A 21,901-nucleotide genomic window follows, 5' to 3' on the forward strand; every position below is an offset into this window, starting at 1 on the left:
GTCGCAGGTGTCCCGGGTACGCCGGGGCGGGAGCCACCCGAGCAGCCATCGAGGTGATGTCATGACCGGCACGACGCTCGACGACTACACCGACCGGTACGCCCGCCGCGTACGGGGCATGACCGCCTCGGAGATCCGAGCGCTCTTCGCGGTGGCCAGTCGGCCGGAGGTGGTCTCGCTCGCCGGTGGCGCCCCCTACATCGCGGCGCTGCCGCTCGACGCGGTCGGCGAGATGCTCGGCCGGCTCGGCGCCGAACACGGCGCCACCACCCTCCAGTACGGCATCGGCCAGGGCACCCTGGAGCTGCGCGAGCGGATCTGCGAGGTGATGGCGCTCTCCGGCATCGACGCCGCCTGCGGCGCCTCCCCGGACGACGTGGTGGTCACCGTGGGCGGGCAGCAGGCCCTCGACCTGGTGGCCCGGCTCTTCCTCGACCCCGGCGACGTGGTGCTCGCCGAGGGCCCGACCTACGTCGGCGCACTCGGGGTGTTCCAGGCCGCCCAGGCGCAGGTCGCGCACGTGCCGATGGACGACGACGGGCTGATCCCGGAGGCGCTGGAGGCGGCCATCGCCGAGCAGGCGCGCGCCGGCCGGCGGGTCAAGTTCCTCTACACCATCCCGACCTACCAGAACCCGACCGGCGTGACGCTGACCGAGCAGCGGCGGGAGCGGGTGCTCGACATCTGCGAGCGCGCCGGTCTGCTGGTGGTCGAGGACGACCCGTACGGTCAGCTCGGTTTCGAGGGGGACGCGCCGGCGCCGCTGCGCGCGCGGCGGCGCGACGGGGTCTTCTACCTCAGCACCTTCTCCAAGACCTTCGCCCCGGGCCTGCGGGTCGGCTGGATCCTCGCGCCGCACGCCGTCCGCGACAAGCTCGTCATCGCCAGCGAGGCGCAGATCCTCTGCCCGAGCGGCTACGCGCAGGCCGCCGTCTCCACCTACCTCGGCACCATGCCCTGGCGGGAGCAGCTCAAGGTCTACCGCGAGGTCTACCGGGAACGGCGCGACGCGATGCTCACCGCGCTGGACGACCTGATGCCCGCCGGCACGACCTGGACGACGCCGGGCGGCGGCCTCTTCGTCTGGGCGACCCTGCCCGACGGCCTCGACTCCAAGGCGATGATGCCGCGGGCCATCGCCGCCCGGGTGGCCTACGTCCCGGGCACCGGCTTCTACGCCGACGGCACCGGCAGCGGCAACATGCGGCTCAACTTCTCGTTCCCGTCCCCGGAGCGGATCCGCGAAGGCGTGCGCCGGCTGGCCGGCGTGATGGAACAGGACATCGCCACGCGGCGGGTGTTCGGCGCGGTCGGCCGCCCCGGCACGCGGCGCGGGCAGGCCGGCGCGGACACGCCGGGACCCGACTTGGCATGATTCCGGCATGGTTCCCACCGCTGCCGACCGTTCCGTCGTGACCGACTCCGCCGTCACCGCCGACCTGCGGGTGCTGGTGCTCGCCGGCGGGCTCTCCTACGAACGTGACGTCTCTCTGCGGTCCGGGCGCCGGGTGCTCGACGCGCTGCGCGCGGTCGGGATGGACGCCGAACTGCGGGACGCCGACGTGGCGCTGCTGCCGGCCCTGAGCGCCGACCCGCCGGACGCCGTCGTGATCGCCCTGCACGGTGCCACCGGCGAGGACGGGTCGCTGCGTGGCGTGCTCGACCTCTGCGGCGTCCCGTACGTGGGGTGCGACGCCCGCGCGTCCCGGCTCGCCTGGGACAAGCCCTCGGCCAAGGCGGTGCTCCGCGAGGCGGGCATCCCGACCCCGGACTGGGTCGCCCTCCCGCACGACCGGTTCTCGGAGCTGGGCGCCGTGGCGGTGCTGGACCGGATCGTCGAGCGGCTGGGGCTGCCGCTCATGGTGAAGCCCGCCCAGGGCGGTTCGGGGCTGGGCGCCGCCGTGGTCCGGGACGCCGCGTCGCTGCCGGCCGCGATGGTCGGCTGCTTCGCGTACGACCCCACGGCGCTGGTCGAGCGGTACGTGCCAGGCATGGACGTGGCGGTCTCCGTGGTCGACCTGGGCGACGGGCCGCGCGCCCTGCCCGCGGTGGAGATCGTGCCCCGCAACGGGTTGTACGACTACGCCGCCCGCTACACCGCCGGCCGGACGACCTGGCACACCCCCGCCCGGCTGGAGCCGGAGGTGGCCGGCGCGGTGGCTGATGTCGCGCTGGCCGCGCACACCGCGCTGGGGCTGCGCGACCTGAGCCGCGTCGACCTGATCGTGGACTCAGCCGGCCAGCCGCACGTGCTGGAGGTCAACGTCTCGCCGGGGATGACCGAGACCTCGCTGCTGCCGCTCGCGGTCCAGGCCGCCGGACTGGACTTCGGCAGGATGGTCGGCACCCTGGTGGCCCGCGCCGCAACCCGGCGCCCCTGACCGACCGGCCCACCTTCCGGGCGGCGCTGGGGTGTGCCGGCCTCGGCCGTCGCCCCGTCCGGTCCGCCACCTCGCTGTCCGCTGCGCGGCCACCCGGAGGTACTCCCTCGGGTGGCCGCCCCGGTTCTACGTCTGGCTGCCCGACCGTCCGGCGTCCGTGGCGGACGCCTCGCCCTCCGGCTCCTGCGCCGGCGGGGTCTCCTCGGCGGACTCGATCACGGACACCGCCTCGCCCTCCGTCGGAGCGTCTTGCGCCGGGGGCTGCCCGGTGAAGCTGGACGGGGCCTGCCACTGGATGCGCGGCGGCTCCGCCAGCGGCCGTCCCCCGAACTCCGCCAGCCAGGCGGCAACCATGGCGAGATTCTCCCGCCACCGCGCCTCGGAGATGGGCGGCAGGATGGAGTCCCACAGGGAGAGGAAGGTCCCCCGCAACTGGAGCTGCCCGTAGGGCCGGGCCAGGAACCACATGTGCAGGTGCGCCGAGCCGTCGCCCCAGCGGTTGACGTGCACCCGGGCGACCCCGTCGAGGGACCGGATGGCCCGCTCCAGCCGTACGGTCATCACCCCCAGTTCGGCGGCGAGCAGATTCGGCAGGTCGCCGAGGTCGAGATGCGAGCGGGATTCCAGGATCAGCACCATCGGCAGCCCGGTGGGGCGGTCCATGGCGCGTACCCGCCATCGCTCACCCACCCAGATGTAGGCGTCGTCGGGGGCGTTGCAGGCGGTGCATTCCCGGTTCCCCTCGCCCTTGCGCGGCGGCTCGACCGGGACCGGGTCATCGAGTTGCTTGACACGAAGGTCGCCCTCGAAGGGAAAGGACGGCCACTGGGTGAAGTCCGGAACGGAGGGAGGGGTGTCGTGCACGACGCTGACACTAACCGGTCTCGGCACCGCTGTCCCTACCCGAACGATCAGCCGGACGGCCCCGGTCCGACGGTGACGGCAGAACCGAGAGCGGCTCTGTCCACAGGTATCCACAGGCGCCCACAGGCTGACGAGACGCCGGACACACGCCGTCATCCACAGGCTGCCACCCCGTTTCACGCGGGGTTTCACGTGAAACGGGGTGGCCTGTGGATAACTGCTGTGGATAACTTTCGGGCGCGATCGCGGCTCCTTCGCCGGGGTGGAGTCGTCGGTTCCACGTGAAACGGAGGCTCGCCGGGCGGGTTCCGTCGTGGTCGGTATGACCGCGCGTTCGGGAACGGTGGCGATGCGGGTGCGCAGCCCGTAGCCGGCCCGGCTTCGACATCAGCCAAGGGAGGGAACGGCTCGGCGGCCTCGCCGCCGCCCGGGAGGGCTGGGGCCGTCCATCGGCACCGGATCCGGCGCGGTGGTGCGGTGGTCGGGTTGGCGCAGGACGACGACGGCGGACGACGCCGAGGGCCGGGTCCGGGCGCCGCGGAGGAGCCTGTGCGCCGCTTTGGCAACCAGCCGCAGGTGCCGGCCGGCCCGATGCGCGTGGTCCGGCGAGAGGTGGTTTGAAGGGCCCACCCGCATCGAGACCGCCGCGAATGGTCGGGTACAACCGGAACGGCCATCAGGATCAGAGCGGCCAGGCCAGCCGGGCCGCCCAGAAGCAGGTCCATCGGCGACGCGGGGTATCGGGTGTCTTCCCTGGGTCAGCCGAGGTAGCCGTGTGCCGGTCTCGGTAGCGACGGCGGGCAGCCTCGGCTTCTCGCGGCGCTGAGCGGCCCGTCGAGTGGCCCAGCCCTGTGCTGGGTACCGATTGGCTGCGCCGAGGCCCTCAGCACGTTCTGAGCGTCGGCAACGGGTACCGAGGGCAGGCCGGTGACACGGCTGCGTCTCTTCGGCGGCGTTTCCGCTACCGGCTCGCGGTCACTGAGGGGCGCAGCGCAGCCCGGTCCGGCCCCGTCCAGGTGCTTCCGGGCGCAGGGCTCCGTCTTCGTCCGTTGCCGACCAGCCGGTCGAGGCCTGGCTCAGGTGCGAGACAGGATGGGGGCCTCCGGCGCCCGCCTGCCCACCGCTTCGCGGATCGCAGGTCCGGCCCGTTTCACGTGAAACCGTCGAGGCGACTCAAGAAACCGCCCTGACCCGAGTTTCACGTGAAACGCCATCGCCCGCCCGGATCTCCTGAACGTGCCGATCGAGGCGGCAACGGCATCTCGCAACCCGCAGCACATGCAACGGCCGCGTGATCCGGAATCACGCGGCCGACAGTGGTGCCAATTCGCAACGACGCTGGGCCCGGCCGTGAAGCCGAGCCCAGGCGCGCAACGCGGCGTCGTCCCGCAGGACAGCCGATCGAGGTCAGGCCTCCGGCTCGTCCTCCTGGCCGACGCCGATGAGGCCGACGATCCGCTCCAGGTCGTCGACCGTCGCGAACTCAATGGTGATCTTGCCCTTGCTCCGGCCGATGTCCACCTTCACGCGGGTGTCGAACCGGTCGGAGAGGCGATCGGCCAGATCCGTCAGGGCGGGAGCGTGCGGCTTCGGACGACGCTTGGCCGTCTCCTTCTTGCTCGTACCGTCGCTCAGGGCCAACGCGACGATCTCCTCGGTCGCGCGGACCGAGATCCCCTCGGCGACGATCCGGCGCGCGAGCTGCTCCTGCGCCTCGGCCTCGTCGAGGCTCAGCAGAGCACGGGCGTGCCCGGCGGAGAGGATGCCTGCGGCGACCCGCGTCTGGACCTGCGCGGGCAGATTGAGCAGTCGGATCGTGTTCGAGATCTGCGGGCGGCTCCGCCCGATACGCCGGGCGAGTTCCTCGTGGGTGGCGCCGAACTCGTCAAGCAGTTGCTGGTACGCGGCCGCCTCCTCCAGCGGGTTCAGGTTCGCCCGATGGATGTTCTCCAGCAACGCGTCCCGGAGCATGGCGTCGTCGTGGGTGTCCCGGACGATCGCGGGGATGTTCTCCCGCCCGACGGCCTGCGCGGCCCGCCAGCGCCGCTCACCCATGACCAGCTCGTACTTCTCGTCGTCGAGCTGTCGTACGACGATCGGCTGGAGGAAGCCGACCTCCTGGATGGAGGTCTTCAGCTCCTCCAGGGCGTCCTCGTCGAAGACCTGGCGCGGCTGCTTCGGGTTCGGCACGATGGCGTCGACCGGGATCTCGGCGAACCGGGCACCCGGCACCGGGCTGAGCTCGGCCTGCGGCTCGGGCTGCGCCACCACCGGTGGGATCGCCACGGCCGGCACCGGGCCGGTCGGCACGTGTCCCGCCGGCGCAGCCGCCGCAGTGTCAGCAGCCGCCTCCACGGGAGCTGGCGCCTCCTCTGCGGTGCTCGGCTCGACTACGGCGGTCGGCGCCGGCCCGGTCGGGATGAGCGCCCCCAGGCCTCGTCCCAGACCGCCCCGAGGACGGTTCTTCATGCCACGCCTCCCAGCGACTGTTCCGCACTACGCATTCCGGCCCACCGGCTCCTTGACGCCACGCTCGGCGATCTCCTGGGCGGCTTCGAAGTAGCTCGTCGCCCCCCGCGATCCCGGATCGTAGGTCATCACCGACTGGCCGTAGCTGGGTGCCTCCGAGACGCGGACGTTGCGGGGAATGACCGCCTGGAGCACCTTGTCGCCGAAGTGGTTCCGCACGTCCTGCTCGACGGCGTCGGCCAGCCGGGTGCGCCGGTCGTACATGGTGAGCAGGATGGTGGAGACGTCGAGCTTCGGGTTCAGGTGCTGGCGCACCAGGTTGATGTTGTTGATCAGCTGGTTCAGCCCCTCCAGCGCGTAGTACTCGCACTGGATCGGAATGAGCACCTCCTGCGCAGCCACGAGCGCGTTGACCGTGAGCAGGCCGAGCGAGGGCGGGCAGTCGATGAAGACGTAGTCGAAGTGGCCGGGATAGGCGGCGATAGCCCGGGCCAGCCGGGACTCGCGGGCGACCACCGACACCAGCTCGATCTCCGCGCCGGCGAGGTCGATCGTCGCCGGTACGCACCAGAGGTTGGGGATCCCCTCGACACCCTGGGCGACCTCCTCCAGCGGCACGCTGTTGATGAGGCAGTCGTAGACGTCCGGCACACCGGTGTGGTGCGGGACGTTCAGCCCGGTGGAGGCGTTCCCTTGCGGGTCCAGGTCGACCACCAGCACCCGGTTGCCGTGCAGGGCCAGCGCCACCGCAAGGTTGACCGTGGTCGTGGTCTTTCCCACGCCGCCCTTCTGGTTCGCGACGCACATGACCCGGGTCCGTTCCGGACGAGGCATCGTCACCTCGCCACTCGGATTAAGGATCTGCACGGCGCGCATCGCCTCCATAGCCAACGGTGGGTCATCCTCTTCGCGCGTCGGGGTTTCACGTGAAACGTACGCGGCCTCGGCGACCGTGGCTCCGGGGGAGCCGGCCGGGGGCGCGAACGGGTCGGTGACGGGAACGGGTTCGGGAGTCGCGTCCGGCACGGAGTCCGGGGTGGGCTGCTGCGGCACGGCGGACTCGAACCGCGCCGAGGCCGAGGGGTTGCGCCGAACGGACATCACCCGGCCGCCGGCCGAATTGCCGACCCGCGGCACCTCGGGGGCGGCGCGGGTCGCCGGAGGCTCCGGCACGACCGGCTCGGCGCCGCCCGACCGGACGGCCGCGTCCCGGTCAGAGGGCCGGACCGTCGGCCCGTCGGGCGACCAGCTCGGGTAGTCGGTTTCACGTGAAACGGGGTCGCCCGCTGGCCCCGTCACGCGTGGATCGTCGTACCTTCCGTCGTCATGCACCTGTCATCCCTGCCCGCTTCGGATGGTCGGTCCGCACCCCGTCAACTGGCCGTACGCGATCGCACCGCGGAGCGTACGGCCCGGCGGGAGCGGCGGGACCGGTGAACGTCCGTTGCCGCCCGCTCCACACTATCGACGCGCAGCCAGCCTACGGCTCACGGGCGCGGCCGGTCCACGTCGGGTTCTCATCCTTCCGTCCACCCGTACCGGTTCAACGACGCAACCGCCGGCCGGGAAGCCGGTGGGCGGACATCCCGCGCGGGTGTCCGGGAGGGACTCATCGCCGCCGGGAGCGGCCGCCGCGCGCGCTCTTCGCGGCCTTGGGCCGGGCCGGTCCGATCATCCGCTCCCGCACGATCTCCACCACCGTCGTCGGCGGATCGATCACTCCCTCGCCGCAGCGGTGCACCTCGGGCTCACCGCCACCGAGTCGGGCCACGGTCTGCGCGTGCTCGGCGATCTCCTCCGCGGCGGACGCCCCCTTGAGGGCGATCAGCCGACCGCCGCGCACGGCCAGCGGCAGGCACCACGTCGAGAGCCGGTCGAGGGGTGCGACGGCGCGCGCGGTGACCACGTCCCCGCTCAGCGGACCGATGCCCGTCGACCCGCTTGCCGCCTCGTCGGCTCGCCCCCGGAACACCCGGACCATCTTGGCCAGCCCGAGGTGCTGCACCGCCTCGATGAGGAAGGAGGTGCGCCGGGAGAGCGGTTCGATCAGAGTCACCGTCAGGTCGGGTCGCGCGATGGCCAGCACCAGGCCGGGCAGCCCGGCCCCGGAGCCGACGTCGAGCACCGTCGCGCCTTCCGGGATGCGCTCGGCGACCGCCGCGCAGTTGAGCAGGTGGCGATCCCAGATCCGGGGCGCCTCGCGCGGGCCGATCAGGCCGCGGACCACGCCGTCGGTGGCGAGCAGTTCGGCGTACGCGGCGGCCAGGTCGAGGCGGTCGCCGAAGAGGGTGCGTGCCGCACCGGCCAACTCCGGCGGCAGCACTGCCACGGCCGGAGAAGCGCCCTCCGCAGCCACGGCCGAGGACGGGGCGCCCTCGGGGCCGTCGGTCGACGGCGCAGCGTCGGGGGTCACGGTCGGCTCGGGCCGGACAGGCGACGGCCCGGGCGGCGTGCCACCCGGGCCGTCCACGGCACCGGCCGTGGTGTCGTCGTGGGTCACCCGGTCAGTCCGCCGGCCGGACGATGATGCGCCGGTTCGGCTCGACGCCCTCGGACTCGCTCTCCACGCCGCTCATCGCGTTGACCACGTCGTGCACGCACTTGCGCTCGAACGCGGACATCGGCTCCAGGCGCACGGGCTCGCCGTGCTCCTTGACCTTCTCCACGGCGTTCTTGGCGACGGCGGCGAGTTCCTTGCGGCGGGTCGCCCGGTAGCCGCCGACGTCGAGCAGCAGCCGGCTCGGGGTGCCGGTCTGCCGGAAGACGGCCAGCCGGGCGAGCTCCTGGAGCGCCTCAAGGGTGGCGCCGCGCTGGCCGACGAGGTTCTGCAGCCGGCCGCCGACCACCTCGACGACGGGACGACCGGCGGAGACCAGCTCGTCGATGTCGCCGTCGTAGTCGAGGATGTCGAGCAGGCCCTCGACGTAGTCGGCCGCGATCTCGCTCTGCCGGAACAGCTCGCTCTCGCCGACGGCCTTCTTCTCCCGGGTACCCGACTCCTCGTCGGTCTCCTCGGTCTCGCCGTTCACCGCGGTCGGCTCGGTCCCCTCCTCGTCCAGGGACTCGTCGGCGCGGGGGGTGCTGGTGTCGGTCACGGTCTCATCTCCGTAGTCGCTCGGCCGGACCGTCGGGTCCGCTGGTTTCCCGGGGCCGGCGGGAGGTCGCCGGTGCCCACGGGCACGTCTGTCGTACGGGCAGTCTCGCCCGTGGCCGCGCCGCGCGCGGCGGTTCCGCCCGGCGCCGGCCGTACGGCGGCTGCGCGGTGCGGAACGGGCCGCCGCCGGTCTCCCGACGGCGGCCCGGACGTTCTCAGCCCTGCCGCTTGGCGGGGCCCTTCTTCGGGTTGACCGGCTTGGCGCCCGGCTTGGGGCCGGCGACCTTCGGCGCGACCGGCTTGGCCGGGGCCGGGGGGGCCGACTTGGTGCGGCCCAGCAGGCCGCCCGTCTTCGCCGGCTGCACCGGGTTGCGGGACGAGGCGCCCGGCTTGCTGGTGGCGGTGGGCGGCGGCGGGAACTTCCGCAGCACCCACTGCTGCTGCGCCAGGGTGAAGAGGTTGTTGGTGACCCAGTAGATGATCACACCGATGGGGAAGATGGCACCGGAGATGAGCAGCGACAGCGGGATGCCGTAGAGCATCAGCTTCTGGATCATCCGCTGCTGCGGGTCCTCGGCCCAGCCGGTCTTCAGGATCATCTGGCGGCTGGTGAGGTAGGTGGTGCCCATCATCACCAGGACGAGGATTCCGGCGATGATCTTCACGGTGGTGCCGTTGGCGCCGAGCCGCGTCAACTCCTCGGCGGTGGAGCCGAACTTGCCGGCGATCGGGGCGGTGAAGAGCTTCGCGGACGAGGCGCTCTCGAACTGGCTGATCGTCCAGCCGTAGAGGGTCTTACCGGCCTCGCTCTTGTCCGGGTTGAGCCGACGGAGCACGTGGAAGAGGCCCAGGAAGACGGGAATCTGGAGGAACATCGGAAGGCAGCCCATGAGCGGGTTGGCCTTTTCCTTCCGGTAGAGTTCCATCATCTCTTTCTGGAGCGTCTCCCGGTCACCCTTGTGCTTCTCCTGCAGGGCCTTCACCTGTGGCTGGAGCGCCTGCATCGCCCGCTGCGACTTGATCTGCTTGACGAAGACGGGGAAGAGGATCACCCGGACGGTGACCACCAGGAAGATGATGGCGAGGATCCAGGCCCAGTTGGTGCCGATCACCGCCGGATCCGGCACCCCGACGAAGTCCCAGGCCCCGTGCCAGACCAGCAGGATCCACGAAATCGCGTAGTAGATCCAGTCGAGACTCAATTCTCAGGCTCCAGTCACATCGGCGCGGCGGCGGCCGCCCGGCTTCGGCACCGGGTCGTGTCCACCTGGGTGAAAGGGGTGGCAGCGCAACAGCCGCCGGGCCGTCAGGCCAGCTCCCCGGATCGCGCCGTGCACCGCCACCGCCTCCAGGGCGTAGGCACTGCACGACGGGTAGAACCGACAGCGGGCCGGCAGAGCCGGACTTATCCACCGACGGTACGCGATGACGGGCCCGCTCAGCACCCGGGCACCGATCGTCGTCGGCCGGGGCCCGGCCGGTCCGCTGGTCACCGGGACCGCCGCCCGCGGGGCGCCTTCGCGGCGACGATCGCCGCGTCCAGGTCGGCGCCGAGTCGCGGGTACGAGGTGTCGGCCGCGGCGGGCTGCGCGCGTACGACCAGGGTGCTTCCCGCGGGCAGAGCCGCCAGCCGCTCGCGGACCAGGTGCCGCAGGCGACGCCGGACCCGGTTGCGGACCACGGCGTTCCCGACGGCCTTGGACACGACGAAGCCGGCGCGGGCCGGCGCGGAGGGTTGCTCCGCACCGCTGCTCCGCGCCGGCTCCGGCGAGGTTGCTGTCGCGGCGTCGGGGGTTGTCGGCAGGCTCAGATGGACGACGACCGCGCCACGGCCGGCACGTCGACCACCGCGGACCGCTGCGGCGAAGTCAGTGCTGCGCCGCAGTCGCTGTGCGGCCGCCAGCACGACTGCCCACGTCCCCCGGACCTGCCCCGGTCGGCCTCAGGCCGACAGGCGGGCGCGGCCCTTGGAGCGACGGGTCGAAAGGATGGCGCGGCCGGCACGGGTGCGCATGCGCAGCCGGAAGCCGTGGGTCTTCGCGCGCCGGCGGTTGTTCGGCTGGTAGGTGCGCTTGCTCACGTCAGGCTCTCCGTTTTCGTACGCCCCGGGCGAGGGGTCGCCGGGATCGTGTGGTGGTCCAGGCCACCTCGGCGGTGGCCCCCGATCGGTGCTGCCCGGCGGCGCGGGACCTCGGCGATGCGGGGAAGCGACCGCGGACAGCAAGCACCTAACACCCTAGCAGAGGGCGAGAGAGCAGCCGTTCCAGCCTACGCAGGGCGGCAACCACCGTCAAACACCCTCAGCAGGGCGGACACGGACCCTCCCGGCGGCCGGAGCGGCGGTTTTCGCTGATGTCGGCGAGGGTCGCCGCGCGTCGGCGGTTGATGGCGCGCCGACAACGCTGTTACCGTGCCCGATTGCGGTCAGCGTCGAAAGGTCCGGTCGTCGCCGGCGGGCAAGACCGGACAAGGTAGTGAATCGTTCGGCACGGTGAACCCGCTTCAGCGCCCGTTCAGGCAGGGGGCAGGTCCGACCCGCGTCCGGCGGGCGGCCACAATCGGTGCGTACACAGGCTGTGGATAACTTGTGGACGAGGACCGGTCGGCCGTCCGGTGGGTGTCGTTCCACCCGCGCGTACGCGGCGGGCCCGGGACGGCCGACCGGAGAAGACGGCGGCGTCGGCGGAGCAGAGGCGAGGGGGTGGCACGACGGTGACCGGTACGACCGACCTTGCCGCGGTGTGGACAGCAACGACCGACGAGCTCGCCGACGAGATCATCTCCGCGCAGCAGCGGGCGTACCTGCGGCTGACCCGGCTGCGGGCCATCGTCGAGGACACCGCACTGCTCTCCGTCCCGGACGCCTTCACCCGGGACGTGATCGAGTCCCGCCTGCGCCCGGCGATCACGGAGGCGCTCACCCGCCGGCTGGGCCGGCCGATCCAGGTCGCGGTGACCGTGCGCCTGCCCGAGGACGGTTCCGGCCGCCCGGCGGGGACCGTCTACCGCAGCGTTCCGGAGCCGGGGCCGGCCGACCACGACGGCGGGCCGCCCGGCTACTCCGACGCCGGCTACGACGGCTTGCCCGGGCAGCGCGACGGCGGGGACCACGACGCCGGGCAGTCGCCGCTCATCCCGGAGCAGGCGCACCCCCGGCGCCGGCCCGACGCGTCGTCGCCGGGCGACGACGGGCACCGGCCGGACGACCGGGACGGGCAGGAGGCCCTGTTCAGCACCGCCTTCGCCGAGCCGCCGCGCCCCGACCGGTCGGGGCCGCCGCGGCACCCGTCCGAGCGTCGGGGCTACGACGAGCAGGCCGCCCGCCTGGACCCGCCGGCCGCCGACACCCGGGGGTACGAGCCGCGCTACCGCGAGGACGCCGTCTCCCCCCGGGACCAGCACGTGATCCGGGCCCTGCCCCGCGACACCGGCACGGACAACGGCCCTGGGCGGAGTGGCGCGGATCACCGGCCCGGCGGCCGTGACGACCGCCGCATGCCCGGCGTCGACGGCGGGGGCAACCGGCTCAACCCGAAGTACATGTTCGAGACGTTCGTCATCGGCTCGTCCAACCGCTTCGCCCACGCGGCGAGCGTCGCGGTCGCCGAGTCGCCGGCGAAGGCGTACAACCCGCTGTTCATCTACGGCAGCTCGGGGCTGGGCAAGACGCACCTGCTGCACGCCATCGGGCACTACGCCACGACGCTGGGCAACGCGCGCTCGGTGCGGTACGTCTCCACCGAGGAGTTCACGAACGACTTCATCAACTCGCTCCGGGACGACAAGACCAGTGCGTTCCAGCGGCGCTACCGCGACGTCGACATCCTGCTGATCGACGACATCCAGTTCCTGGAGAACCGCGAGCGTACGCAGGAGGAGTTCTTCCACACGTTCAATACCCTGCACAACGCCAACAAGCAGATCGTGATCACCTCGGACCGGTCGCCGAAGCAGCTCGCGACCCTGGAGGACCGGCTGCGTACCCGCTTCGAGTGGGGGCTGCTCGCCGACATCCAGCCGCCAGACCTGGAGACCCGGATCGCGATCCTGCAGAAGAAGGCGGCGCAGGAGCGCCTCTACGCCCCGCCGGACGTGCTGGAGTTCATCGCCTCGCGGGTGTCGAACTCGATCCGGGAGCTGGAGGGCGCGCTGATCCGGGTGACGGCGTTCGCCAGCCTGACCCGCTCGACGGTCGAGCTGGCGCTGGCCGAGGAGGTGCTGCGGGACTTCATCCCGGACGGCGCCGGGCCGGAGATCACCGCCGACCAGATCATGGTCTCCACCGCCGACTACTTCGGGGTGAGCCTGGAGGACCTGCGCGGCCACTCCCGCTCCCGGGTGCTGGTGAACGCCCGTCAGGTGGCCATGTACCTGTGCCGAGAGCTGACAGACCTGTCGCTGCCCCGTATCGGGCAGGCCTTCGGCGGCCGCGACCACACCACGGTCATGCACGCCGACCGCAAGATCCGTCAGCAGATGGCCGAGCGCCGGTCGCTCTACAACCAGATCGCCGAGCTGACCAACCGGATCAAGCAGAACACCTGAGCGACGACCCCACGGACGCGCCCGACCGGACCATCGGTCGGGCGCTTTTTCGTCCTCCACAGCCGGTCCCGGCTTGACCCTCGACATGGTCTAGGCCACAGCATCTGAGCCGTGACCGTCCACCGCCCCGATCGTTGTCCACATCTCGTTGTCCACAGCCTGTGGGAAACTACGGTCCGTCCACGCTCCGGTTACCCACAGGTTGTGGACAAACCCTGGGGACGACCTGTGGACGCCTGGGGACAACCGGGTCGTTGTCCACCGACGACGGTGGGCCTGTGGGAAACCTGTTGAAGGTTCTGGGGATGACGACGTCGGCGCGGCTTCCGCCTGTCCACAGGCCTGGGGAGAAAGTCGGTGGATAACCGGTGGATAACCGGTGGACGACGGTGGACAACTTGGGGGCGCCGGCCGCCTGTGGACCGGGACGCGAGTTTTACCCTGGGTTCTCCACAGGTAAACCACCGGTGGATAACGTGTCTGAGCTGCACAAACGCGGGTTCTCCACAGTTTGCACAGGTGCGATGAAGATGACGAGTTATCTCTTCTAAGAGAACAAAAACCAATCATCACCGTTGGACTTCCTGTGGATTGGCCGGAACGCCGTCGTGGACGGCCTCCCGGCACCAGGAGTCCACGGGGTCGGGCGCACAGCCGATGCCCATGCGCCCTAAGGTGCGATGGGTACCCGCACGGACAGGCGGGTCGGCAGGCAGCGGTCGGCATGAGAGAGTTGTCGCTGACGTCGACGCGGAGGCATTGATGAAGTTCCGAGTGGAGCGCGACGCGCTCGCCGAGGCCGTGGCCTGGACCGCGAAGAGCCTGCCCAACCGGCCGTCCGTACCGGTGCTCGCCGGCGTGATGCTGCGCGTCACCGACGGCAACCTGCAGGTCTCGGGCTTCGACTACGAGGTCTCCAGCCAGGTGACCGTCGAGGTGCAGGGGGACGCCGACGGCGCCGCCCTGGTCTCCGGCCGGCTGCTGGCCGAGATCACCAAGGCACTGCCCGCCAAGCCGGTGGACATCGCCGCCGTCGGTGCGCACCTCGAGCTGGTCTGCGGCAGCGCCCGGTTCACCCTGCCCACCATGCCGGTCGAGGACTACCCGTCCCTGCCGGAGATGCCGGAGAGCACCGGCACCGTCGACGCCGCCGCCTTCGCCGCCGCGGTCGCCCAGGTGGCCGTCGCCGCCGGGCGCGACGAGACGCTGCCGATGATGACCGGCGTACGCATCGAGCTCTCCGGCGGCACGCTGGCCATGCTCGCCACCGACCGCTACCGGCTGGCCCTGCGCGAGATGGAGTGGAACCCGGACGACCCCGAGGTGAGCGTCAACGCCCTGGTGCCGGCCCGGACCCTGCACGACACCGCAAAGGCCCTCGGCCCGATCGGTGGCCAGGTCGTCATGGCGCTCTCCCAGGGCGCGGCCGGCGAGGGGATGATCGGCTTCGCCGGCGGCACCCGGCGCACCACCAGCCGGCTGCTCGACGGCGCGAACTACCCGCCGGTGCGCTCGCTCTTCCCGGCCAGCCACAACGCCGAGGCGCGGGTGGCCGTCAGCACCCTGATCGAGGTCGTCAAGCGCGTCGCCCTGGTGGCCGAGCGGACCACCCCGGTGCTGCTCAGCTTCAGCACCGACGGCCTGGTGGTCGAGGCCGGTGGCACCGAGGAGGCGCGGGCCAGTGAGGCCATGGAGGCCACCTTCACCGGTGACCCGCTGACCATCGGCTTCAACCCCCAGTACCTGATCGACGGCCTGACCAACCTGGGGGCCCAGTTCGCCGTGCTCTCGTTCGTCGACGCCTTCAAGCCCGCGGTGATTTCGCCCGCCGGCGAGGATGGCGAGGTCATCCCCGGGTACCGGTACCTCATCATGCCGATCCGCGTCTCCCGCTGATCGCACCCCGAGAAGACCCCGACGCACGGAGGTAGGAACACATGCAGCTCGGCCTGGTAGGGCTCGGCCGGATGGGCGGCAACATGCGCGAGCGGTTGCGCGCCGCCGGGCACGAGGTGGTCGGCTTCGACCACAACGCGGAGCTGAGCGATGTCGCGACCCTGGCGGAGCTGGCGGAGAAGCTGGAGTCGCCCCGCGCGATCTGGGTCATGGTCCCCGCCGGCGTTACCGACGCGACCATCGACGAACTCGCCGACGTCCTCGGCGAGGGTGACATCATCATCGACGGTGGCAACTCCCGCTTCAGCGACGACGCGCCCCGCGCCGAGCGGCTGAACGAGCGCGGCATCGGCTACCTCGACGCCGGCGTCTCCGGCGGCGTCTGGGGCCGGCAGAACGGCTACGCGCTGATGGTCGGCGGCGCCCAGGAGCACGTCGACCGGCTCATGCCGATCTTCGAGTCGCTGAAGCCGGAGGGCGAGTTCGGCTTCGTGCACGCCGGGCCTGTCGGCGCCGGGCACTACGCCAAGATGGTGCACAACGGCATCGAGTACGGCCTGATGCACGCCTACGCCGAGGGCTACGAGCTGCTGGCCAAGTCCGAGCTGGTCACCAACGTGCCGGGGGTGTTCAAGTCCTGGCGTGAGGGCACCGTGGTCCGCTCCTGGCTGCTCGACCTGCTGGACCGGGCCCTCGACGAGGACCCGGAGCTGGCCGAGCTGAGCGGCTACACGGAGGACACGGGCGAGGGCCGCTGGACGGTCGACGAGGCCGTCCGGCTGGCCGTGCCGCTGAACGTGATCACCGCCTCGCTCTTCGCCCGCTTCGCCTCCCGCCAGGACGACTCGCCCGCCATGAAGGCCGTCGCCGCGCTGCGCCAGCAGTTCGGCGGGCACGCCGTCCGCAAGCGCTGACCGGTATCCACAGCCTGTGTACGTCCGCCGGCTCGAACTGGTCGACTTCCGCTCGTACGAGCGGGTCGGCGTGGACCTGGAGCCGGGGGCCAACGTCCTGATCGGCGCCAACGGCGTCGGCAAGACGAACCTGGTCGAGGCGCTGGGCTACGTGGCGACCCTGGATTCGCACCGGGTCGCCACGGACGCCCCCCTCGTCCGGATGGGCGCCTCCTCGGCGGTGATCCGCTGTGCGGTCGTGCACGAGGGGCGCGAGCTGCTGGTCGAGCTGGAGATCGTTCCGGGCAAGGCCAACCGGGCCCGGCTCGGGCGGTCGCCGGCCCGCCGGGCGCGGGACGTCCTCGGCGCGCTCCGGCTCGTGCTGTTCGCCCCGGAGGACCTGGAACTCGTCCGGGGCGACCCGGCCGAGCGCCGCCGTTACCTCGACGACCTGCTGGTCAGCCGTCAGCCCCGGTTCGCCGGGGTGCGGGCCGACTACGAGCGGGTGGTCAAGCAGCGCAACGCGTTGCTGCGCACCGCGTACCTGGCCCGCAAGACGGGCGGGTCGCGGGGCGGGGACCTGTCGACCCTCGCGGTCTGGGACACCCACCTGGCCCGACACGGCGCCGAGCTGCTCGCCGGCCGGCTGGAACTGGTCGCCGCGCTGGGCCCGCACGTGACGAAGGCGTACGACGCCGTCGCGGCGGGACGGGGGGCCGCCGGGATCGCGTACCGGCCGTCGGTGGATCTGGCGGAGCCCACCACCGACCGCGAGGCCTTGGCGGCGGCGCTGACCGCCGCGCTCGTCGAGTCCCGCTCCGCCGAGGTCGAGCGGGGCACCACCCTGGTCGGCCCGCACCGCGACGAACTGGCGCTGACCCTGGGCCCGCTGCCCGCCAAGGGGTACGCGAGCCACGGCGAGTCCTGGTCGTACGCCCTGGCGCTGCGCCTCGCCGCCTACGACCTGCTCCGCGCCGACGGCATCGAGCCGGTGCTGGTGCTCGACGACGTCTTCGCCGAGCTGGACGCCGGGCGGCGGGAGCGCCTGGCGGAGCTGGTCGGCGGGGCGAGCCAGCTGCTGGTGACCTGCGCGGTCGACGAGGACGTGCCGGTGTCCCTACGCGGCGCCCGGTACGCCGTGGGCGAGGGGACGGTGCGACGTGCCGGATGAGCAGCTTCCGCCGGCCCGGCTCGGCCCGGGCCGTGGCGGCGGAACGACCGGCGGCGACTCCGGCGACTCCGGCGGCGCGGCGGGCAACGGCGGCGCGTCGGACGGCGCGAGCGGGCCGGAGCTGGCCCGGGCGGTGCTGGACGCGGCGAAGGCCCGCCGGGAGGCGGCGCGCACGCGTCGGCGTACCTCGGGTGGCGGCGGAGGCGACGGCGGCCAGGAGCGGCGGCTGCGCGGCTACTCCGGCCCCGGGCCGGACCCGCGCGATCCGCAGCCGCTCGGCGCGGTGCTCAACCGGCTCGTCAAGGCGCGTGGCTGGCAGCAGCCGGCGGCCGAGGCGACGGTGTTCGGCGCCTGGGAGCGGGTGGTGGGCCCGGAGGTGGCCCAGCACAGCCGGCCGGTGAAGCTGGAGGACGGCGAGCTGACCGTGGAGGCCCGCTCGACCGCGTGGGCCACCCAGCTGCGGCTGCTGGCCGGCTCGCTGCTCAAGCAGATCGCCAGCGAGGTCGGCCACAACGTGGTGCGCAAGCTGCACATCCACGGCCCCGCCGCGCCGTCCTGGTCGAAGGGCCCGCGTCGGGTCCGTGGCCGCGGCCCGCGGGACACCTACGGCTGACGGTCAGCGACCCTCGCGCCGGGCCTCCCGCTCGGCGCGCTTGCGCTCGCGCTGCTCGCGGCTCCACTGCTTGCGCCGCTCCAGGTCCCGCTTCCAGGCCTCCCGGGCGTGGTTCGAGCCGCCCTGCACCGCGCCCTGGACCTCCGGCGGGCCGGCGAGGCGCCGGAACGCCCAGGCCATCAGGCGGCCGCCCTCGCCCGGGGCCTTCGGGGTGGGCTTCTCCTCGGTCATCGCCTGGCCTCCGGTGCGACGGGAACGATTGGCGTACAAACCATTGGTACACCAATCATTGGTACGCTCGCAACGACGACGAGGAGGCCCGCCCGTGACCGACCAGCCCGACGGGGATCCCCTGGCGCTGGAAGAGCAGGTGTGCTTCGCGCTCTCCGTCGCCGCGCGCGGCGTGGTCGCCGTCTACCGCCCCCTGCTGGAGCCGATGGGGCTCACCCATCCGCAGTACCTGGTGATGCTCGCTCTCTGGCAGCACGCGCCGCTGTCCGTACGCGACCTCAGCCGCCTGCTCCAGCTCGACCCCGGCACGCTGTCGCCCCTGCTCAAGCGGCTGGAAACGACCGGCTACGTCCGGCGCGAGCGCGACCCCGCCGACGAGCGGAGCCTCGCGGTGACGCTGACCGCCGCCGGCCAGGCGCTGCGGGCGCGGGCCGAGCAGATCCCACCCGCGATCGTCGAACGGCTCGGCATGCCGGTCGAGGACCTGCGCCACCTGCACGCCGTGCTGACCCGGGTCATCGACGCCGCCAACCGCGGGTCAGCCGCCGAGAAGGGTCAGGCGTCGGCGTAGACGGCGAAGCCGCGGTCGGCGCAGCGCCGGTAGAAGGCCGCCAGCACGGCCAACTCGGCGCAGGTGAAGTTCCACTGCGGCGGCTCGCCGCTCTCGTCGCGCAGCGCGTCCAGGCGGCTGTCGAGCCAGCGCAGCTGCTGCTCGGCCAACCGCCCGTCGGCGAGCAGCGACCGCAGCACCTGGCTCACCGAGTCGAAGGTGACGTCCTCGCCGTGCGGGCGGTGGCCGGTCACGAACCGCTCGATGCCGCCGGCGACCCAGGCGCAGCCGTCGGGATCGATCACCGGATCCTCGTCCTCGGCCGCCGCGTCAGTGGCGTAGAGCACACCCTCCAGGCCGAGCAGGAGGTCGACCAGTTCGGTGTACGCGGTCGCCCGCACGGTACCGGTCTTGGCGATCAGCTCGGCGAGCGCCGCGGTGGGCGCGGAGATGCGGGGCATGTCGCCGAAGTCGACGAACTCGGCCGGCGCGACCGGATCGTAGAAGCGGCCGGTCCGCGGCCACTGCACCGCGACGTTGTCCAGCCCCATCGGGCGTCACCTCTTCGAGAGCACGGATAGTTCGTATCGGCTCGATCGTCCGGTTCCGGCCCGAAAAGATCAAGGCCGGGCCGACGGCGTGGCGGCGGTGGCGTTTCCGCCGCCCGACCGGCACCGATCGTCAGGCGGTGCCGCCCTCGATCGCCCCCTGGCGTGTAGGGGGAGTCGCGGGCGGCGCGGTTCGGCCGGCTACGTCGGTCTCAGCCGCCTCGCAGGGGTGCCGAGTGGTGGTTCTGTCGTCCGCGCACAGTAAGATTGAGCCTGAGACGAAGACCCGGTGCGGAGCGACGAGACACGGGCCCGGAGCGGGGCCCGCGATCATTGTCCACGTCGGGTCGAGCCGATCGCGATCCGCGGGCAACCGCGGCGACCGGCGCGTTCGACCCGTACCCCGGAATTGTCCCCGGTGCCGGTCTGCGCGTCGACGTCGCGTCCTGTCCGCCGAACCCGCGCCCGACGCGCCACCAGGCGCGGACGGCGCGAGAAAGTGGCCGAAGGTGGCAGCGCAGGACAAGCAGGAGTACGGCGCCGGGTCGATCACCGTTCTCGAGGGGCTGGAGGCGGTCCGGAAGCGCCCCGGTATGTACATCGGGTCGACCGGTGAGCGCGGTCTGCACCACCTGGTGTGGGAGGTCGTCGACAACGCGGTGGACGAGGCGCTGGCCGGCCACTGCGACACCATCGACGTGGTGCTGCTCGCCGACGGCGGGGTCCGGGTCACCGACAACGGCCGGGGTTTCCCGGTCGACCTGCACCCGAAGCTGAAGAAGCCGGGTGTCGAGGTGGCGCTGACCGTGCTGCACGCGGGCGGCAAGTTCGACGGCAAGGCGTACGCGGTCTCCGGCGGTCTGCACGGCGTCGGCGTCTCCGTGGTGAACGCCCTTTCCACCAAGATGGCGGTGGAGATCCACAAGTCCGGCTTCGTCTGGCGGCAGCAGTACCACAACTCCAAGCCGACCCCGCTGGAGAAGGGCGAGTCGACCGACCGCACCGGCTCCGCGGTGGCCTTCTGGCCCGACGCCGACGTGTTCGAGACGGTCGACTTCGACTTCCAGACCATCTACCGGCGGCTCCAGGAGATGGCCTTCCTCAACCGGGGCCTCACCATCCACCTGCTCGACGAGCGGGTCCCGGAGGGCGAGGAGGGCAAGCCGCGCGAGGTCACCTTCTGCTACAAGGGCGGCATCGCCGACTTCGTCCGGCACCTCAACGCCTCGAAGAACCCGATCCACAAGACCGTGGTCGAGTTCGGGGCCGAGGAGGAGGGCATGTCGGTCGAGATCGCCATGCAGTGGAACGAGTCCTACGGTGAGTCGGTCTACACCTTCGCCAACACGATCAACACCCACGAGGGCGGCACCCACGAGGAGGGCTTCCGGGCCGCGCTGACCAGCGTCGTCAACCGCTACGGCGCCGACAAGAAGCTGCTCAAGGGCGACGAGAAGCTCTCCGGCGAGGACATCCGCGAGGGCCTGGCCGCGATCATCTCGGTCAAGCTGGCCAACCCGCAGTTCGAGGGCCAGACCAAGACCAAGCTGGGCAACACCCCGGTCAAGAGCTTCGTGCAGCGCGTCTGCAACGAGTGGCTGGTCGACTGGTTCGACCGCAACCCGGCCGAGGCGAAGATCATCATCCAGAAGGCGTCCCAGGCCGCCCGGGCCCGGATCGCCGCGCAGCAGGCACGTAAGCTGGCCCGGCGCAAGTCCCTGCTGGAGTCCGGCTCGATGCCGGGCAAGCTGGCCGACTGCCAGTCCACCGACCCGCGCGAGTCCGAGGTCTTCATCGTCGAGGGCGACTCGGCCGGCGGCTCGGCGAAGCAGGGCCGCGACCCGCGGACCCAGGCGATCCTGCCGATCCGCGGCAAGATCCTCAACGTGGAGAAGGCCCGGATCGACCGGGTGCTGAAGAACAACGAGGTCCAGGCGCTGATCACCGCGCTGGGCACCGGCATCCACGACGACTTCGACATGGAGAAGCTGCGCTACCACAAGGTGGTGCTGATGGCCGACGCCGACGTCGACGGCCAGCACATCCAGACGCTGCTGCTCACGCTGCTCTTCCGCTTCATGCGCCCGCTTGTCGAGATGGGGCACGTCTACCTGGCCGCCCCGCCGCTCTACAAGATCAAGTGGAACAAGCGCGGCGACGACGCGCAGTACGCGTACTCGGACCGCGAGCGGGACGGGCTGATCGCGCTGCGCCAGCAGAAGAAGCCGAACGCGAAGCCGGACGACATCCAGCGGTTCAAGGGCCTCGGCGAGATGAACTACCCCGAACTGTGGGAGACCACGATGAACCCGGCGACGCGTACGCTGCGTCAGGTCACGCTCGACGACGCGGCCACCGCCGACGAGTTGTTCAGCGTGCTGATGGGTGAGGACGTCGAGGCGCGCCGCTCGTTCATCCAGCGCAACGCCAAGGACGTCCGGTTCCTGGACATCTGACGGGTCCCGGCGGGCCGGCCGGTCATCCACCGGCCGACCCGCCTGTCCACAGAGTTATCCACAGCGCGGCCGGTATCCACAGCCGTTATCCACAGCACGAAAACGACTCTGAGTCTGATAAGGGTTAACAGTGACCGATATCCCCGAGTCCACACCCAACGAGCCCGAGCTCCCGGAGACCGTCGCCGCC

The 21,901-nt window shown here is 71.9% G+C and carries 20 protein-coding genes; 9 read left to right on the forward strand and 11 right to left on the reverse strand.

All coding sequences use genetic code 11. The annotated features are described in order from the left end of the window. The first annotated feature begins 61 nt into the window (after nucleotides 1–61). Nucleotides 62–1,375, forward strand: a complete 1,314-nt coding sequence (locus ACN27A_RS21770) for a PLP-dependent aminotransferase family protein (protein ID WP_421456392.1) — start codon at nucleotides 62–64, stop codon at nucleotides 1,373–1,375. A gap of 7 nt (nucleotides 1,376–1,382) precedes the next feature. Then, entirely contained in the window at nucleotides 1,383–2,381 is a 999-nt protein-coding gene (locus tag ACN27A_RS21775) for a D-alanine--D-alanine ligase family protein (protein WP_421456395.1), read from the forward strand. 126 nt (nucleotides 2,382–2,507) lie between these two features. Here the strand turns inward: ACN27A_RS21775 and ACN27A_RS21780 are convergent, their stop codons facing one another. The 9 genes from ACN27A_RS21780 to rpmH form a co-directional block, all read right to left on the reverse strand. After that, nucleotides 2,508–3,245 carry a hypothetical protein gene (locus ACN27A_RS21780; RefSeq protein WP_421456398.1) on the reverse strand — a complete coding sequence of 246 codons (738 nt, stop codon included), beginning with the start codon at nucleotides 3,243–3,245 and terminating at the stop codon, nucleotides 2,508–2,510. A gap of 1,407 nt (nucleotides 3,246–4,652) precedes the next feature. After that, nucleotides 4,653–5,714, reverse strand: coding sequence for a ParB/RepB/Spo0J family partition protein (locus ACN27A_RS21785; protein ID WP_421456402.1), 1,062 nt, complete (start codon nucleotides 5,712–5,714; stop codon nucleotides 4,653–4,655). 27 nt (nucleotides 5,715–5,741) lie between these two features. Further along, complete coding sequence (locus ACN27A_RS21790; protein ID WP_421456405.1) at nucleotides 5,742–7,046, reverse strand: AAA family ATPase; 1,305 nt, start codon at nucleotides 7,044–7,046, stop codon at nucleotides 5,742–5,744. A 277-nt stretch (nucleotides 7,047–7,323) separates the two neighbouring features. After that, the gene (gene rsmG, locus ACN27A_RS21795; protein WP_421456408.1) at nucleotides 7,324–8,214 is read right to left on the reverse strand and encodes a 16S rRNA (guanine(527)-N(7))-methyltransferase RsmG; all 891 of its coding nucleotides are present in this window, start codon (nucleotides 8,212–8,214) and stop codon (nucleotides 7,324–7,326) included. Between the two features lie 4 nt (nucleotides 8,215–8,218). Then, nucleotides 8,219–8,809 carry a protein jag gene (locus ACN27A_RS21800; protein WP_151452753.1) on the reverse strand — a complete coding sequence of 197 codons (591 nt, stop codon included), beginning with the start codon at nucleotides 8,807–8,809 and terminating at the stop codon, nucleotides 8,219–8,221. Nucleotides 8,810–9,023: 214 nt separating this feature from the next. Then, nucleotides 9,024–10,010: a membrane protein insertase YidC gene (yidC, locus tag ACN27A_RS21805; RefSeq protein ID WP_132235461.1), complete on the reverse strand. Its 987-nt coding sequence runs from the start codon at nucleotides 10,008–10,010 to the stop codon at nucleotides 9,024–9,026. A 3-nt stretch (nucleotides 10,011–10,013) separates the two neighbouring features. Next, a complete protein-coding gene (gene yidD, locus ACN27A_RS21810) occupies nucleotides 10,014–10,253 on the reverse strand; it encodes a membrane protein insertion efficiency factor YidD (RefSeq protein ID WP_207914193.1) in 240 nt (79 codons plus the stop codon). Between the two features lie 44 nt (nucleotides 10,254–10,297). After that, on the reverse strand, nucleotides 10,298–10,714 hold the full coding sequence (gene rnpA, locus ACN27A_RS21815) for a ribonuclease P protein component (RefSeq protein ID WP_421456412.1): 417 nt from the start codon (nucleotides 10,712–10,714) through the stop codon (nucleotides 10,298–10,300). A gap of 36 nt (nucleotides 10,715–10,750) precedes the next feature. Continuing rightward, a complete protein-coding gene (gene rpmH / locus ACN27A_RS21820; protein ID WP_089002791.1) occupies nucleotides 10,751–10,888 on the reverse strand; it encodes a 50S ribosomal protein L34 in 138 nt (45 codons plus the stop codon). 632 nt (nucleotides 10,889–11,520) lie between these two features. Here rpmH and dnaA point away from each other — a divergent pair. The 5 genes from dnaA (at nucleotide 11,521) to ACN27A_RS21845 (ending at nucleotide 17,926) form a co-directional block, all read left to right on the forward strand. After that, the gene (gene dnaA, locus ACN27A_RS21825) at nucleotides 11,521–13,353 is read left to right on the forward strand and encodes a chromosomal replication initiator protein DnaA (protein ID WP_421456416.1); all 1,833 of its coding nucleotides are present in this window, start codon (nucleotides 11,521–11,523) and stop codon (nucleotides 13,351–13,353) included. Nucleotides 13,354–14,115: 762 nt separating this feature from the next. Beyond that, complete coding sequence (gene dnaN / locus ACN27A_RS21830; protein WP_421456419.1) at nucleotides 14,116–15,249, forward strand: DNA polymerase III subunit beta; 1,134 nt, start codon at nucleotides 14,116–14,118, stop codon at nucleotides 15,247–15,249. Nucleotides 15,250–15,290: 41 nt separating this feature from the next. Next, nucleotides 15,291–16,163 (forward strand): phosphogluconate dehydrogenase (NAD(+)-dependent, decarboxylating), encoded by an 873-nt coding sequence (gene gnd / locus ACN27A_RS21835; RefSeq protein ID WP_132235451.1) that lies wholly within the window; start codon nucleotides 15,291–15,293, stop codon nucleotides 16,161–16,163. A gap of 16 nt (nucleotides 16,164–16,179) precedes the next feature. Then, nucleotides 16,180–17,313, forward strand: a complete 1,134-nt coding sequence (gene recF / locus ACN27A_RS21840) for a DNA replication/repair protein RecF (RefSeq protein ID WP_421456423.1) — start codon at nucleotides 16,180–16,182, stop codon at nucleotides 17,311–17,313. Then, a complete protein-coding gene (locus ACN27A_RS21845; RefSeq protein ID WP_421456425.1) occupies nucleotides 17,303–17,926 on the forward strand; it encodes a DUF721 domain-containing protein in 624 nt (207 codons plus the stop codon). Before recF ends, ACN27A_RS21845 begins: the two co-directional genes overlap by 11 nt. Before the next feature lie 3 nt (nucleotides 17,927–17,929). Here the strand turns inward: ACN27A_RS21845 and ACN27A_RS21850 are convergent, their stop codons facing one another. After that, nucleotides 17,930–18,157 carry a hypothetical protein gene (locus tag ACN27A_RS21850; RefSeq protein WP_132235445.1) on the reverse strand — a complete coding sequence of 76 codons (228 nt, stop codon included), beginning with the start codon at nucleotides 18,155–18,157 and terminating at the stop codon, nucleotides 17,930–17,932. 94 nt (nucleotides 18,158–18,251) lie between these two features. On the opposite strand from ACN27A_RS21850, the gene ACN27A_RS21855 reads away from it, so the two are divergent. Beyond that, nucleotides 18,252–18,728, forward strand: coding sequence for a MarR family winged helix-turn-helix transcriptional regulator (locus ACN27A_RS21855; protein WP_421456428.1), 477 nt, complete (start codon nucleotides 18,252–18,254; stop codon nucleotides 18,726–18,728). On the opposite strand, the gene ACN27A_RS21860 is transcribed toward ACN27A_RS21855, so the two are convergent. Then, the gene (locus ACN27A_RS21860; protein ID WP_421456430.1) at nucleotides 18,713–19,258 is read right to left on the reverse strand and encodes a hypothetical protein; all 546 of its coding nucleotides are present in this window, start codon (nucleotides 19,256–19,258) and stop codon (nucleotides 18,713–18,715) included. The two genes, ACN27A_RS21855 and ACN27A_RS21860, sit on opposite strands and share 16 nt — an antisense overlap. 506 nt (nucleotides 19,259–19,764) lie before the next feature. On the opposite strand from ACN27A_RS21860, the gene gyrB reads away from it, so the two are divergent. Then, a complete protein-coding gene (gene gyrB / locus ACN27A_RS21865) occupies nucleotides 19,765–21,711 on the forward strand; it encodes a DNA topoisomerase (ATP-hydrolyzing) subunit B (protein WP_311409975.1) in 1,947 nt (648 codons plus the stop codon). Nucleotides 21,712–21,901: the final 190 nt, after the last annotated feature.

The organism is Micromonospora sp. WMMD737 (assembly GCF_049179055.1).
Taxonomy (GTDB): Bacteria; Actinomycetota; Actinomycetes; order Mycobacteriales; family Micromonosporaceae; genus Micromonospora; species Micromonospora reichwaldensis.